This window comes from Streptococcus sp. KHUD_010 (genome assembly GCF_040207525.1).
Taxonomy (GTDB): domain Bacteria; phylum Bacillota; class Bacilli; order Lactobacillales; family Streptococcaceae; genus Streptococcus; species Streptococcus hominis.
This window is the reverse complement of record NZ_CP157941.1, coordinates 213,137-228,187: the sequence shown is the minus strand read 5'-3', so window position 1 is coordinate 228,187 and position 15,051 is coordinate 213,137. Positions and strand designations below refer to the sequence as shown.

General features: G+C 38.8%; 14 protein-coding genes. 2 read left to right on the top strand and 12 right to left on the bottom strand.

Annotated elements, in window-relative coordinates; all coding sequences use genetic code 11:
• Positions 1 to 86: 86 nt before the first annotated feature.
• Positions 87 to 2,426 carry a penicillin-binding protein PBP1B gene (gene pbp1b / locus ABKA15_RS01220; RefSeq protein ID WP_049513888.1) on the bottom strand — a complete coding sequence of 780 codons (2,340 nt, stop codon included), beginning with the start codon at positions 2,424 to 2,426 and terminating at the stop codon, positions 87 to 89.
• A 182-nt stretch (positions 2,427 to 2,608) separates the two neighbouring features.
• Here pbp1b and tyrS point away from each other — a divergent pair, with 182 nt between their 5' ends.
• On the top strand, positions 2,609 to 3,865 hold the full coding sequence (gene tyrS, locus ABKA15_RS01215; protein WP_049513890.1) for a tyrosine--tRNA ligase: 1,257 nt from the start codon (positions 2,609 to 2,611) through the stop codon (positions 3,863 to 3,865).
• Between the two features lie 245 nt (positions 3,866 to 4,110).
• Positions 4,111 to 4,947 (top strand): putative RNA methyltransferase, encoded by an 837-nt coding sequence (locus tag ABKA15_RS01210; protein WP_049513891.1) that lies wholly within the window; start codon positions 4,111 to 4,113, stop codon positions 4,945 to 4,947.
• A 57-nt stretch (positions 4,948 to 5,004) separates the two neighbouring features.
• Here the strand turns inward: ABKA15_RS01210 and ABKA15_RS01205 are convergent, their stop codons facing one another.
• The 11 genes from ABKA15_RS01205 to ABKA15_RS01155 form a co-directional block, all read right to left on the bottom strand.
• Positions 5,005 to 5,685 (bottom strand): rhomboid family intramembrane serine protease, encoded by a 681-nt coding sequence (locus ABKA15_RS01205; RefSeq protein ID WP_049513893.1) that lies wholly within the window; start codon positions 5,683 to 5,685, stop codon positions 5,005 to 5,007.
• Positions 5,669 to 6,205, bottom strand: coding sequence for a 5-formyltetrahydrofolate cyclo-ligase (locus ABKA15_RS01200; protein WP_049513895.1), 537 nt, complete (start codon positions 6,203 to 6,205; stop codon positions 5,669 to 5,671). The genes ABKA15_RS01205 and ABKA15_RS01200 overlap by 17 nt, the downstream gene beginning before the upstream one ends.
• A gap of 44 nt (positions 6,206 to 6,249) precedes the next feature.
• Complete coding sequence (locus tag ABKA15_RS01195) at positions 6,250 to 7,380, bottom strand: N-acetyldiaminopimelate deacetylase (RefSeq protein WP_049513897.1); 1,131 nt, start codon at positions 7,378 to 7,380, stop codon at positions 6,250 to 6,252.
• A gap of 12 nt (positions 7,381 to 7,392) precedes the next feature.
• Positions 7,393 to 8,091, bottom strand: a complete 699-nt coding sequence (dapD, locus tag ABKA15_RS01190) for a 2,3,4,5-tetrahydropyridine-2,6-dicarboxylate N-acetyltransferase (protein WP_049513899.1) — start codon at positions 8,089 to 8,091, stop codon at positions 7,393 to 7,395.
• 114 nt (positions 8,092 to 8,205) lie between these two features.
• Complete coding sequence (gene gltX, locus ABKA15_RS01185; RefSeq protein WP_049513901.1) at positions 8,206 to 9,663, bottom strand: glutamate--tRNA ligase; 1,458 nt, start codon at positions 9,661 to 9,663, stop codon at positions 8,206 to 8,208.
• A gap of 86 nt (positions 9,664 to 9,749) precedes the next feature.
• Positions 9,750 to 10,580 (bottom strand): rhamnulose-1-phosphate aldolase, encoded by an 831-nt coding sequence (rhaD, locus tag ABKA15_RS01180; protein ID WP_049513902.1) that lies wholly within the window; start codon positions 10,578 to 10,580, stop codon positions 9,750 to 9,752.
• On the bottom strand, positions 10,577 to 10,759 hold the full coding sequence (locus tag ABKA15_RS01175) for a hypothetical protein (protein ID WP_049513903.1): 183 nt from the start codon (positions 10,757 to 10,759) through the stop codon (positions 10,577 to 10,579). Before ABKA15_RS01175 ends, rhaD begins: the two co-directional genes overlap by 4 nt.
• Positions 10,760 to 12,103, bottom strand: coding sequence for a PTS transporter subunit IIC (locus tag ABKA15_RS01170; protein WP_049513905.1), 1,344 nt, complete (start codon positions 12,101 to 12,103; stop codon positions 10,760 to 10,762).
• Between the two features lie 24 nt (positions 12,104 to 12,127).
• Positions 12,128 to 12,406: a PTS sugar transporter subunit IIB gene (locus tag ABKA15_RS01165; RefSeq protein ID WP_003033436.1), complete on the bottom strand. Its 279-nt coding sequence runs from the start codon at positions 12,404 to 12,406 to the stop codon at positions 12,128 to 12,130.
• A 22-nt stretch (positions 12,407 to 12,428) separates the two neighbouring features.
• The gene (locus ABKA15_RS01160) at positions 12,429 to 12,881 is read right to left on the bottom strand and encodes a PTS sugar transporter subunit IIA (RefSeq protein WP_049513916.1); all 453 of its coding nucleotides are present in this window, start codon (positions 12,879 to 12,881) and stop codon (positions 12,429 to 12,431) included.
• 25 nt (positions 12,882 to 12,906) lie between these two features.
• Entirely contained in the window at positions 12,907 to 14,835 is a 1,929-nt protein-coding gene (locus tag ABKA15_RS01155; protein ID WP_049513907.1) for a PRD domain-containing protein, read from the bottom strand.
• Positions 14,836 to 15,051: the final 216 nt, after the last annotated feature.

Below are 15,051 nucleotides of genomic sequence, written 5' to 3'. Positions count from 1 at the left end.
ATAAAGCAGACGACAAATTATTAGTAACATTATACCTTATTTTACTCTGCTTTTCAAGTTTCTTTCCTTATGAAAGTGTTTTTATTTTAACGTCCGCCTAAAAGTGCTGCCCAAGCTTTTTGATAATCACTATCTGTTCCGCCGATTCCAAATTTATAGGTGGTCATCGGAGCACCGTTTTTCGCCCAGTAACTAGTAACCGTCTGTCCGGTCAGGTTCATACTGCGACCGTTGACCGTAACTGTCCCGGCTCGTTCACCCGTTGCTTTAAGAACATTAGACTTGATGACGCTTGAATCTAAGTTGAATTTATCACCAACTCCCCAGAGACTTGGATCTGCTTGATAAATCGCATTTACCAGTTGAGCCATATACTGTGCATTGTTATTGTAACCGGTTAAAGCTGCCATTGAAGCATTGTTGTCATGACCGATCCAACCACCCAATGTTAATTTAGGGGTGGATACCATGAGCCACATATCACCATTGCTGTTAGTCGTACCCGTTTTTCCAATCCAATCAGCACTAGCTAAACCACTATTGATCTGCGTTAAACGAGATTTGAAGGTCGTCGTAGCACCCGAACTCAATACCCCACGCATAAGACTTTGCATAATCGTCGCTGTTGCCTTAGAATAAACCTGAACAGGTTTTGCTTTGTGTTCATAGACAACTTTCCCGTTTTTTGTCGTAATCTTTTCAATCATATAGCGCTCTTGGTATGCCCCATTATTGGCTAAAGTTTGGAAACCATTGGTGTGCTGGGCAACAGATACTTCAACACCACCTCCCATTGGCAGACTTTCAATATCATAATTTTCAATTTGATAGCCCATTTTCTCCATGTACCCTTGGACATTAACTCCTTTGTCACGAAGCAATTTATAGGTCCAATAAGCTGGAATGTTCCAAGAAGTATTCAAAGCTTCCTGCAAGTCCATCATGGCTGTACCACGGCTATCTACGTGCATAATTGGCTCACCGCTAGAGAAATTTGCAGGGTAATTAGACAGCATGCTGGCACTTCCCATAAGCCCTTGGTCTATGGCAATACCATAGGCTAAAATCGGCTTAATGGTTGAGCCTGGTGAGCGCTCTGTATCAAATGCATGGTTGTTCTGGTTAGAAGCATAATCACGTCCTCCCACAAACCCCAAAATAGCTCCTGTGCGATTATCCATGAGGACATTTCCAGCTTCGACTGCACCTGTTCCATCATCTAAGACACTACCAAAATTAGCTACTGCATTTTGCATTGCATTATGCACATTCTTATTAATAGTTGTGGTGACAGTGTAGCCGCCTTCACTCAACTCTTTCGCAGCTAGTTCTCTGTAGGCTTTCACCGTTGCATCATTTTTCAACTCTTGCTGTGAAACATTGTCACGTTTGATTAAATAATCATACATTGCTTTTTGAGCTTCCTTCATAGCAACGTAATATAGATAATCATGTGTTCTTGTCGAAGTCGTATCACTTGGTAAAAAGTCTCGTTTTAAATCATAATCTTTATACAATTGGTACTCGTCTTTCCTAATCGCACCTGTCCGGTACATATTGTAAATAACATTTTTCGCACGATTGAGACCAAAAGTCATATCTTTAGCACTTTTCAGGCTGCCGTCAGCTGCATAAGGAGAGTAAACAATCGGACTTTGTGGTAAACCGGCAATAAAAGCTGCTTGAGGAATTGTCAATTTGCTGGCAGGAACTCCAAAAATTCCTTGTGCAGCTTCTTCCACACCAGCAATATTTTGCCCTTTGTTATTTCTCCCAAACGGTGCCACATTCAAATAAGTCGTTAAAATATCGTCTTTGCTCATGTAGCGTTCTAAAGCCAGCGCATCAATGATTTCTGATGCTTTACGACTAAAGGTTGGAGCATCGCCAACAACTTGTTGCTTGATTAACTGTTGAGTTAAGGTAGAACCTCCACTTGAGGAACCAATCCCTGCAACAGAGCCTAACGTCGCCCGCAAAAAAGCTTTTGTGACAACCCCATTGTGCTTCCGAAAATTCTCATCTTCTGTCGCAATGACTGCTTTTTTCACATTGTCAGAAATATCTTTACTCTTAATTGGCACTCGCAACAAATCACTATCAATGGCTGAAATGGAGCTGCCGTCAGCATATTTTAATTCAGAAATGGTTGAAATATCTTGAATTTTTTTGATGAGCTCTTCTTTTTTAGGAGTTTCAACCTTGTCAAAGATTCGTGCACCATAGCCTAATGCAATGCCTCCACCAAACAAGCAACCTAAAAAAACAAACACAAAAAAGACATTTGACAATAACTTTAGAGTACGAAGGACAGTCCCGCCAACACTCCAAAGTGTCCAGCTTTCTTTTTCATTTTTGCTAGGACGATCTGTTTGAAAAAAATTCTCAAACAATCGTTTGATCTTTTCAAAAACTTGTTTACTCATTCTTTCTCCTTGAACTTTCTCTGCCTATTATAGCAAATTTATGAAACTTCTGACAATAGGAAAGGCAATCCTCGGCTGAAATCACCGTTTTTTTAAATTATTTTTGCAATTTTACTACATTCTAATGGCTGTTTGTGATACAATGTTACAATAACTAGAAATTTTATAAAGGAGAGACAGATATGCACATTTTTGATGAGCTAAAAGAACGTGGTTTGGTTTTTCAAACAACTGACGAAGAAGCGTTGCGCAAAGCCCTAGCGGAAGGAAATGTGAGCTTTTATTCTGGCTATGATCCAACAGCTGACAGCCTGCACCTCGGTCATCTTGTACCAATCCTTGTCATGAAACATTTACAGTTGGCAGGTCACAAACCCTACGCTCTCGTCGGCGGTGCAACTGGCTTAATTGGCGATCCATCATTTAAAGATACAGAGCGGAGTTTACAAACAAAAGACACAGTTGAGGGCTGGGTACGAAGCATTCAAGCGCAAGTATCTCGTTTTCTTGATTTTGAAAATGGTGATAACAAGGCTGAAATGGTCAACAACTACGACTGGTTCTCTGATATTAGCTTTATTGACTTTCTGCGCGATGTCGGAAAATATTTCACTGTCAACTACATGATGAGTAAAGAATCCGTAAAAAAACGAATTGAAACAGGGATTTCTTATACAGAATTCGCTTACCAAATCATGCAAGGCTATGATTTTTTTGAGCTAAATCGCCAATACGGTGTCACTTTACAAATCGGTGGTTCTGACCAATGGGGCAATATGACTGCTGGTACTGAATTGCTTCGTCGGAAGGCAGACAAAACAGCTCACGTTATTACAGTGCCCCTTATCACAGACGCAACCGGTAAGAAATTTGGTAAGTCAGAAGGCAACGCTGTATGGCTCAATGCTGATAAGACCAGTCCTTACGAAATGTACCAATTCTGGATGAATGTCATGGACGCTGATGCCGTTCGTTTCCTTAAAATTTTCACCCTTCTTCCGCTTGATGAAATCGAAGAAATAGGGAAGCAATTTGAAGCAGCTCCACATGAACGTTTGGCACAAAAAATCTTGGCGCGAGAAGTCGTTACACTCGTGCATGGCGAAAAAGCCTACAAAGAAGCACTCAATATCACCGAGCAGCTTTTTGCCGGAAATATCAAAAATCTTTCTGTCAAAGAGCTGAAACAAGGGCTTCGCGGCGTCCCAAATTATCAAGTGAAAGCAGATGACAATCTCAATATCGTAGAACTTTTGGTAACGGCTAGCGTTGTCAATTCTAAACGCCAAGCGCGTGAAGATATTCAAAACGGCGCTATTTATATCAATGGTGAACGCATTCAAGACCTTGACTACAGATTAACGGACGCTGACAAATTAGAAAATGAACTAACTGTTATTCGTCGTGGTAAGAAAAAATATTTTGTTTTGACTTACTAAAATAGGAAAGAGAGCAATCAACTACTACATCGTTGGTTTATTGCGCTATATACTTTGAAGCTGGAGACTTTTCGTTCCAGCTTCTTTTCATTCTCACTTAGCAAAAAGCATATTGTCATAGTGCTTGTTTTAGCTCCAACCGCTTTAAAAGTGTGGTTCATTTTAAAATTTCCTTTCTTTATCTACTTGTCAAAGCATTTCTCACGTGTTACACTAGACACAGCAATTGATGAAAGAGAAAACGCATGAAACCCAAACTTAAACGCTTTGAAACGGCTAAGCTTTTTTCTTGCCCTTTTTGTCAGCAAGCCTTGTTTTTATCAGAAAATAGTCTCAAATGCAAAAATAAGCATTCCTTCGACTTGGCAAAGTTTGGCTATGTCAACTTGGCTCCACAAGTAAAGCAATCAAAAGACTACGATAAATCCAATTTTCAAAATCGACAATTGATTCTCGAAGCAGGATTTTACCAGCCAATTTTGAAGAAATTACTAGAAATTTTATCATCTTTACCACAACATGGTAATCTGCTGGACATTGGTTGCGGAGAAGGCTATTATGCTCGAAATTTGCAAGCACAATTACCAGATAAACATATCTATGCATTCGATTTGTCAAAAGAGTCTATTCAACTAGCAGCCAAAAGTGACCACAGCCTGACGGTAAATTGGTTTGTTGGAGATCTGGCGCACATCCCTATTCAAGATACCAGCATGGATATGATTTTAGACATCTTCTCTCCTGCCAATTACCAAGAATTTCAGCGCGTCTTGAGGAAAAACGGCTTGCTCATTAAGGTTATTCCTAGCAGCCAACACTTGCAAGAAATTCGTAGTATCGTTGCCGAGCAATTAACAAACACAAATTATTCCAATCACAAAATCATTGAGCATTTTGAAGAAGCCTTTACCATTACGAATTCTTATGACGTTGCAACCACTTTCAGCTTGAGAGAAAATGAGAAAGCGGCACTTCTTCACATGACACCGCTTCTTTTTAATATTGACATTGAAAAAATAGATTGGTCACCATTAACTGACATCACGATTGCTGCAAAGATTTTAGTTGGTCAACAAATATAAAGCAAAAAGAGGTGAAAACAGATTGCTGCGAGATACAGTAGTCTATCTAACCTCTTTTTATATGCTTCGATTAAAAGCTAACCAAATCATTCCCAAAGCTAAAACAACATAAGCAATCAACGCCAATAACCGTTGCCCCACTTGATAAGCTCTTCTTTCCCCTCGAACTGGAAAAATAACCGCACACAAAGCGCCCCCGACTGCACCACCTAAGTGGCCTGCCAAACTAATTCCCGGTGTCAAGCTCAACACCAAGTTCATAACTAGAAGAACTAGGTATGACTGACCGAGTTGCTGAATATAGGGATTGCGAACTGCATAGCGCAAAGTAATAATAGCGCCAAAAATCCCAAACAAAGATGTAGAGGCACCTGCCGCCACAACATTTGGAGTGAAAAAGAAGACAAATACATTTCCTAAAATGCCAGACATCAAGTAAAGAAACAGAAAATTCCACGAGCCAAAAATGTCCTCGGCTTGCCGCCCGATAAAATACAGCGTAATCATATTCATCACAAAATGCTCCAAGCCGATATGAACAAAAATCGCCGATACTAAGCGCCAAATCTGGCTTGGGAAATATTGAATCGTTCGACCATTCATCGCTCCAAATTCGTAAATCGTTTGGGTGCTAGCATAAGCAAAACCACGCAACAGAAACATTGCTAGGAAAACTCCTGTCGTGATAAGCAATAATAAGCTCGTTACTGGATAACGTTTATCATAAATTTTTTTCACAAATCAATACCTCCTGAACGGGAATATCACAATCATCTGGTTGAAAATCAACTAACTGGTAAGGATAAATTGTACTGACTGTCATCCCTTTAAAATCAGCCAAATAGCGGTCATAATAGCCGCCTCCATAGCCAATACGATAGCCTTTTTTGTTAAAAGCAATACCTGGAACATGAATCAAATCAATATGAGATTTTTCCACCGCTCGTTCACTTCTTGGTTCCCAGATACCAAAAGCAGTCAATTCCAAGTCATTTGGATTATAATCCACAAAAGTCATGCGCCCTTGGGGATAAGTCTTAGGGACCAAAACCCGCTTGCCATCTGCTTGAGCCTGCCTGATGAAAAGCCTTGTGTCAAACTCGTGTGGCAAAGATAAATAAGTAGCAACTGTTCTAGCTTGTTGATAAGCAGAAGGTTCCAGCAAGTACTGAGTGAGCAAAGCATCTCTCTGCTGTTTTACTATCAATTCCTGCTCTTTCATTTTCCTGACTATAGTTTTGCGCAAATCTGCCTTCATTTATCTTCTCCTCAATCAGAAACATTATCAACAATCTCAGCCCATTATTCATTAACTTTTGCACTTAAAAACTTCCCAAATTTTTCAATGGCAAAAGGCAAGGCTGCTTCATCTGGCACCATTTTAGGATGATGAAGTGCGTAAGGACTATCAATTCCCAGCCAGAACATCACACCCTTGACTTTACTGAGCAGATAGCCAAAGTCCTCACCGGTCATTGCAGGTAAAATATCAATCATGTGCACACCGTTCTCTTTTTGGAAAAAATTCATGCATTGAGCAGCTAATTCTGGATGATTTTCCACAGGAAGATAACCACCTTGTTTCAGCTCCAAATCAAGTTCTACACCAAAAGACTGAGCTACTCCTTCAGCGATTTCCCGCAGGCGTTTTTGAGTGAGCAAATTCATCTCCTGCGTCAATGTTCGAATGGTTCCGTGCAGAAAGGCAGTTTCAGCAATCACATTATTCGTTGTTCCAGCATGAAATTCACCAAAGGTGACGACAGCTCCTTCAATCGGATCTACATTGCGACTCACAATGGTCTGAACCTGAGTGATAAAATAGCTAGCTGCTACCAAAGCGTCATTAGCATTATGTGGAAATGCAGCATGACCTCCCTTGCCCTTAAAGGTTAATTTAACTTCACAAGTCCCTGCAAAAAGTGTACTGGTATTCGTAGCAATATCTCCTACCTTGAGATCAGGCCGCACATGAAGCCCATAAAATTCATCTGGCAGCCAATCGCCAAAGGCCCCATCTTCATACATCAGCATACCCCCAGCTTCATTTTCCTCAGCTGGCTGGAAAAGAAAAAGTAGATTATTCTTAGGCTGCTCAGTAGTTAGTTGCTCCAACAAACCCAGAGCGATTGTCATGTGCATATCATGCCCACAGGCATGCATACGTCCCTCATGTTGACTAGCAAAGGCAAACCCTGTCTCCTCAACAATCGGCAAACCGTCAATATCTGTCCGCCAGCCAATCGTCTTAGCAGGTGTACTGCCTTTGACAAATACCAAAATTCCCGTACGCCAAGTCCGAATCTCAACGAAATCCAAACCAGAAGTCAACACATCAATTATCCTCATCAGATAGGCATGAGTCTTATACTCTTCCAGCCCAATTTCCGGAATTTGATGCAAGTCTCGGCGAATTTTTTGATAATCAATCATACATTTCCCTCTTTAAAGTGTCCGAAGAGCGTCTTCCAATGCTGTTTTCTGCCGGGTTTGTTCATCAATTTTCTTAATCACACGCGCTGGCACACCAGCTACAACAACATTTTCTGGCACATCTGTCGTCACAATAGCCCCTGCAGCGACGACAGAACCATTGCCAATCTGCACTCCTTCAATAACGACAGCATTGGCTCCAATCAAGACATTGTCCCCCACGCGAACTGGCTCAGCACTGGCTGGCTCAATAACACCGGCAAGAACAGCCCCAGCACCCACGTGGCTGTTTTTTCCAACAATAGCTCGGCCACCTAACACGGCTCCCATATCAATCATCGTTCCAGTACCAATTTCAGCTCCGATATTGATAACAGCTCCCATCATAATCACGGCATTATCACCGATTTCCACCTGGTCACGGATAATAGCTCCTGGCTCAATCCGAGCATTGACCTCGCGCTTGTCTAACAGCGGCACGGCAGAATTCCGAGCATCCTGCTCCACCACATAGGTTTTATTCTCTTCTAAATTAACCAAAAGAGGTTTAATTTCTTCCCAGTCACCAAATAGAACATTGCCCAATTTGACAATAGAATCCGGCACTTCGTCCACTAGTTTTCCTTCAAAGGTTACTTTTACATTTGTCTTTTTCTTAGCATCCGCTATAAACTGAATAATTTCCTGAGCGGTCATTTTAGTGGCTGACATAGACATTCCTCATTTCGATTTAGTATTAAGAGTTATTATAACATAAAACCAAGCATTTCATCATATAAAAGCAAAAACACCACAAGTTTAACACATGTGATGTTTTCGTTAAATTTATTGGATGTTTTTCAACATATTTTCAATGTGCTCAATAGATTTTTCACGTCCAAGCAGGTAAATGGTATCTGGGAGTTCTGGACCGTGCATTTCGCCTGAAACAGCAATACGAATTGGCATGAAGAGGTTCTTTCCCTTGATACCTGTTTCTTTTTGTACTGTCTTGATTTGTGGGAAGATATTTTCCGACTTGAAGTCTTCATCACTCATAGCTTCCAATTTTTCTTTGAATGCTTTCAAAACAGTCGGTACCGTTTCGCCTGCCATAAACTCTTTTTCTTCTGCCGTTAGCTCTGGGAAATCTTCAAAGAAAAGGTCTGTGAGCGGTACGATTTCATCTACAGACTTCATTTGTGGTTTGTAAAGTTCAACTAATTTTTCAGCTTTGTCAGTCAAACGACCAGCCGCTTCCAAGTAAGGTTTCGCCATATCAAAAATGGTTTCAAAATCCGCATTTTTAATGTATTCATTACTCATCCAGTCTAATTTCTTTTGGTCAAAAGCTGCTGGTGACTTGCTGAGACGATGTTCATCAAAGAGTTGGATCAATTCTTCGCGAGAGAAGATTTCATTTTCACCGCCAGGATTCCAGCCAAGCAGAGCGATAAAGTTAAAAACAGCTTCAGGCAAGTAGCCTTTCTTACGGTAATCCTCGATAAATTGAAGGGTGTTTGTATCACGTTTGGACAATTTCTTACCCGTTTCAGAGTTGATAATCAAGGTCATGTGACCAAATTGTGGCGCTTCCCAACCAAGTGCTTCATATACCATGAGCTGCTTAGGTGTGTTAGCAATGTGGTCATCTCCACGGATAACGTGAGAAATTTTCATCAGGTGGTCATCCACCACAACTGCAAAATTATAAGTTGGATAACCGTCTTTTTTCTGGATAACCCAGTCACCACCGATGTTGCCACCTTCAAATTCAATCTCACCTTTGACAAGATCGTTCCACTTGTAAATACCAGATTCATTGACCACAAGACGGACTGTTGGAACGATTCCTTTAGCTTCACGTTCTGCGATATAAGCTGCTTTTTCATCTTCAGACATTCCCAGATATTCATTGATGTAACGAGGTGTTTCTCCAGCAGCTTCCTGACGTTCACGCTCTGTTGCCAACTCTTCCTCCGTCACGTATGACTTGTAAGCCAAGCCTTTTTCAAGTAACTCATTGATATAACCTTGGTAAATGTCCAAGCGTTCAGATTGGCGATATTTTTCATGCGTTTCTGGACTCTCATCCCAATCAATTCCTAACCAACGCAGATTTTCCAACTGCGAACGCTCCCCGTCTTCCACATGACGTTTACGGTCAGTATCTTCAATCCGAATGATAAAAGTTCCGCCGTAGTGACGAGCGTAAAGATAATTAAAGAGCGCAGTCCGCGCATTTCCGATGTGTAACAGTCCCGTTGGACTTGGTGCATAACGCACACGAATTTGATTCGCCAATTTTATGTCTCCTCGATTCAAAATATCATTATTTTTATTATATCATAACTAAGAGGAGACGAAAAGGCTGAGCAACAGTCTCTTCATTATAGATATTTACCAGTTACATGCAAAACTTTGCAGACTGCTTGAAGGTTCTCTTTCGTTAAAATATTATTTTTTGAAAGCTCCTTACCACTAATACGTTGCAATTCCAAAGCAATATGTGCCGCTTTATCCGCTGTTTCAATCAGACCAAAACAATCCTGATAATCACGACCAGTAGATAAAACACCATGTTTTGCCCACACAACTAATCGGTGATCTACTAGTTCTTTTGCAGTCAACTCTCCAATCGTTTGGGTTCCTGGAACTTCCCAAGGTAAAACTGCAATCCCATCTGGAAAAACAACAATTGATTCCGTCAATACTGACCATAAATCAAATGTTAAAGAACGACTGGTCACCTGATGAAGTAAAGAATAAAGAACAATATTTGTTGCATGATTATGAATCACAACACGTTGCTCACTATCTTGTTGTAACCGAGCAGCATGCGCTAATATATGCATAAAAATCTCACTTGTTGGTCGCTTTCCATCTTTGAAACCAGCAATAAGTTGATAGCCTCGCTTAGTTAATTTTATGATCCCTGTATCTATCTCTGGCTGATGATGTAAATATCGAAAATGACTTCCAGAAGCTGTTATGAGAAGATATTCTCCCACCATATTATGTGGTATTTCCATTACTTGGATCTCTGTCTGTTCTTTATCCATAATAGGATAATTAGTCGCTTGCAGATCATCTTTCAAACGAAGTATTTCTTCTTTTTTTAAACGATAGCTGACATTTCCTCCATTATATTCATCCCAGCCTTTTTTCCACATATCATAAGTTACTTCCAACAATTCTGAAATATAATTTGGATAATTCATTGATTCCCCTTTCTTTTTACGAAACGCTCTTTATGACTTTCCTCCCATTCTCGAAAAATATTTTTGGGCTGAAGATACAAGCCTATTCCTAAAGCTACAGCTGTCCAATATATATTTTGAAAAATAATCGATCCTACGAATATAATGGCTGCTGCCAGTAACAATAACTTCTCTTTCATTTATTGCTCCTTTACTTTTAGTGTTTGATTATATTTTTCACGATCTTTCAAAAGCCAAATATATAGCCCCAGCCATAGAATGAACAAAACAACCGAAAGAAGTTTTCCTTGAAAAAGAGTAGCTAATATGTAGCGAATATCTGGTCCTTCAAAAGTTGACCAAGAAATCAGTCCTTGATTTTTCAATGTTCCAGTTTCTTTTGCAAGTCGTGTCATGTAAGGTGTGAAATATGTTGCTCCATAAAGGAAAAGCGGAGTAGAAATCAAACCATGAATAATCATCCGAAGAACATTGCCGTTGGTTAATAATAACGCTCCAACAACAAAGGAAAGATTGATAATTCCTGCAAATGGTAAAACGATATTACCAGGAAGTACAATCGCACCAATCAATAAGAAAGGAATCGTACAAATAACCGCTACCCATAGCTCATTGCGCCCACCTAAAATAGGCCAATCAAGTCCAATATAGACCTCTCTATCTTCAAATTTTTCTCTCATAAAGTCAGATACAGCTTCTGAAATTGGAGAAAGAGCTTGTGAGAACAGTTTGGAAACCATTGGAAAGAGAGTCAAAGCCGTCGCAGCCTGTACAGCCAAGGTAAGAGCATATTTGATACCATTACCTGAAGCTAAACCAAGTGCTAATCCAATAATAGCTCCCATAACAGAATTTTCACCAAAAACTCCAATCTTTTCCTTGAGAGTATCTGCGTCAAATTGTTTATTGAGAATAGGGATTTTCTTTAATAACTCATCAATTGGATGGAGCAAAACAGCAATAAGACAGATAAAGTGAGGAACGGTAACGCCTGGAATACCAGTTAATCGTTCCACCTCAGGTGCAAAAGCATCTCCCAATTTTAATTCTAGTACAATAATTACAGCTCCTGCTAAAAGACCAAAAATCACATTATTTGTAAAGTAAGTCACAATAACTGCTGTAAAAATTTTGTTCCAGACATTCCATAAGTCTACATTTAGAGTTTTGGTTTGATTCATTACTAGCATTAAAAAGTTAATACCTAATTGAATAGGAAAGAGTAGAAAAGCATATGGCCATGCCCAACTAATAGAAGCTGCACCGGGCCAGCCAATATCTACCGCTGGGAGAGACAAACCTGTATGGGTCGTTAAATCATTTGCTGCTTGTCCCATACTAGTCATAATGAAATTCACCAAAATCCCCATTCCTGTAAAAGCAATCCCTAAAGTAAGGGCAGCTTGAAAAGCATCTCTGAATTTCATTTTCATGCAAAGTCCGACAATCAACATCAAGAAGGGAACAAAAACAGCAGCACCCAAATCCAAAATATATTGGACAATTATTTTTAATATATCCATTATTCAAATCTCCTTTATCAACTATCAACTTTTCAAAAATTGAATAATCTTATCCAGTTCCTGTTTTTGTCCCATCCCTGTTAGAAAAGCAATACCATTAAAAACAGGAACTCCATAATCTTTCTTTGCTTTTACAATAGAAATGTAGCCGTCTGCTTGCTGGAGATGATGTTCCAACGATTTCATATCTACTGCCTCAATCTGACAAGAAATCCCTGCTTCCTTAAGTAGACGTTCTACTTTTGATGCTACTGTTTGAGAAGTAGCGACTCCTGAACCACATGCTACAATCAATTTTTTCATGATTGCATCCTCCTTTAAATATTTAGTTTCTACATAAATGATAGATTTCCTCTTCACTTTTCGCTTGTTTTAAATTAGTAAGAAAAACAGTATCTGAAAACAACTCCATCAGTTCAACTAATAATCCTGTTTGTTGTTTTGGATCACTAATGCCTAAAACCAATATAAATTCAGCATTTACAAGTACATCATCTGTCCCCATCTGCACAAAAGAAATCGGAGTTTCTAATTTGTTAAAAAAGATAAACGGTTTTAAAACATGCTCTGCATACGTATGAGGTATCGCAACAGCTGTGTTCTCTAATTGTAACCCCGTTGGAAATTCTTTTTCCCTTTCTAAAAGTGCCGCCTCAAAACTATCTTTTACGTACCCTTTCTGAATCAGCTTTTGCGATAATTTCCTAAGTAATGTTATTCTGTCTGGTGCAGTTTCAACTAGATTTATAAGATCTAGATGCATCATTTGAGTCATTATTTTCATATTCTATCCTTCTATTTTGTTAAATGGTATCAAAAGTTGCAGGAGCAAATAAAGATTTTTTAAATTCTTCTAATGTTTGTGCTTGCCCCAATTGTTCAATATAGCTGGCGCTATCCACTCGTGAGTAAATCTCAATCAATGCCTCTTTGTAAGTTTCTAAATCTCGCTCTTCAATCGCGATTAGTAAAACAACTTTAACAAAGTTTACTCCCCATAAAATGGGCTTATCAAGTGTCATCATAATCAATTGCGAATGATGAACAAATTCTGGATTTGCATGAGGGAGAGCAATTCCCGTATACGTACTTGTAATTCCTAGTTCTTCACGTTGATAAATAGAATCAGTATAGTGTTTATCAGCTAGATTCGCTGGATGCGACAATTGGATAATTTTATCTAAGCATTCTGACACATTATCAACTTTTTGATGAAGATAGATTGTTCTAGCTAATAAATGATTCACTAAAGATTGAGAATAAACTTCGTTGTTCTCTAATAATCGTAAAATCTTTCGACTACTTTTAGTAATCTTAAGATAAGATTGCTGAATTTCACGACGCTGTATATCTGTCAGTACCGTTCCAACATGGATATAATCTTTAGGATAATCAGGTAAATCAACTGAACTGATTACTAAATCTAGAGAGTCAACATCAAGCTCCACAAGCTCGGCTGGTGTTAATTTTACTATCTTATCATCACTTGAAAACAACTTTCTCAATTGGCTGACAATCAATTCTGATGTGGCAACCCCATGTTGACAGACGATATATATCGTTGACGGTTGGCTCTTTTTTTCGACTGCAATTGCAAAATGCATCGTTAGAAATGCCACTTCTACATCCGTTAATTCAATCCCAAAATAATCATTTAGAACTTTCACAGCCAACCAGACAACATGATAAAGCACACTATACTGTTGTTTGATTTCTTCAGTGATAAGATTAGATAAATGAATACGATTACGTAAACGAAAAACCATTGGCTGAATGTGGTTGAGTAACATCTGATATAAATGCTCATCATCGGAAAAATCAACATCAATTAGCTCACTCACCATTGCAATAAATGCATGAACAGTAGTTTCAAACTTTTCATCCGTTAATGGACGAAGCATCTCATAACCCACAGATAGAAGTGATCGTGTCAATGCAGCAATCTCCGCCTCTGGAAGACTAGAAATTTCTACTTTCAAAACAGAAGCTAAAAGCTCACTAGCAAAAAGGTACGATTCATACAATTTTAAATTATCTAGTATCTTTGGATTAGTTTCTTTCAAAAATGATTGACTTTGATATCGAGTTTTTGCAATCCATAAATCCCACACTAAATAGGGCTCATACTGTTCATTGATTTGAAAATGATAAGCTTTAGAAAAATGTCTTACTTTCGCTAGAATCTCTGCTTGATCTGACTTATGAATATTTGCTATCTGCTGAGAGGATACTAAATAATTTCTCAGAAAAATCCGAATATCAGCTTCATCTCCTACCACTCGAACTTTATCACCTTTTTTGGCTAACATAAGCTTTTCTCTATGCAATTTGTGCTCCAGCTTCTCTAAACTTCGCTTAACTGAACTTTCACTAATATAATGCTCTATTGACCAATCTAAAATATCAAGTTCATTATGTTCCAAGAATAAGGCAGAAACTAGATTCTCCTCTCTTTCTTCCGGTGACCATTTTTCTTTCCCTAGATCATTCTTTTTTTGTTCAATCTCTACAATCAATTGAGAACAAACCTGTTTATCTGCCACTAAGCGAGTTCCAAGACTTGGTACCTTTTCTAAATATGCATTTTTACTTACCAAAAACGTTTGAATAATTTCAAAATCCGTATAAATCGTTTTTTTGGACACTGAAAAAACTTTTGCCAATTTCTGTGCTGATACATATTTTTGCTGACGCAATAAATACTGCATGATATTCATTTGTCGAATATTCATTTGCCACCTCCCCAAGGAGTTCTTTCATTATCTATTATATGCTAGCTTTTGCTCGAAAAAAAGGCAAGATAGTTCTACAATCATGTAGTAATCTTGCCCTGATTTAATTATTTATACAATTCTGTATTATAGAAAACTTAATACAAAACAAACTATTTGATTATAATACTGTTCTAGCCGAACGGAAGAAAATATTCTATACATTTCAGAAATCAA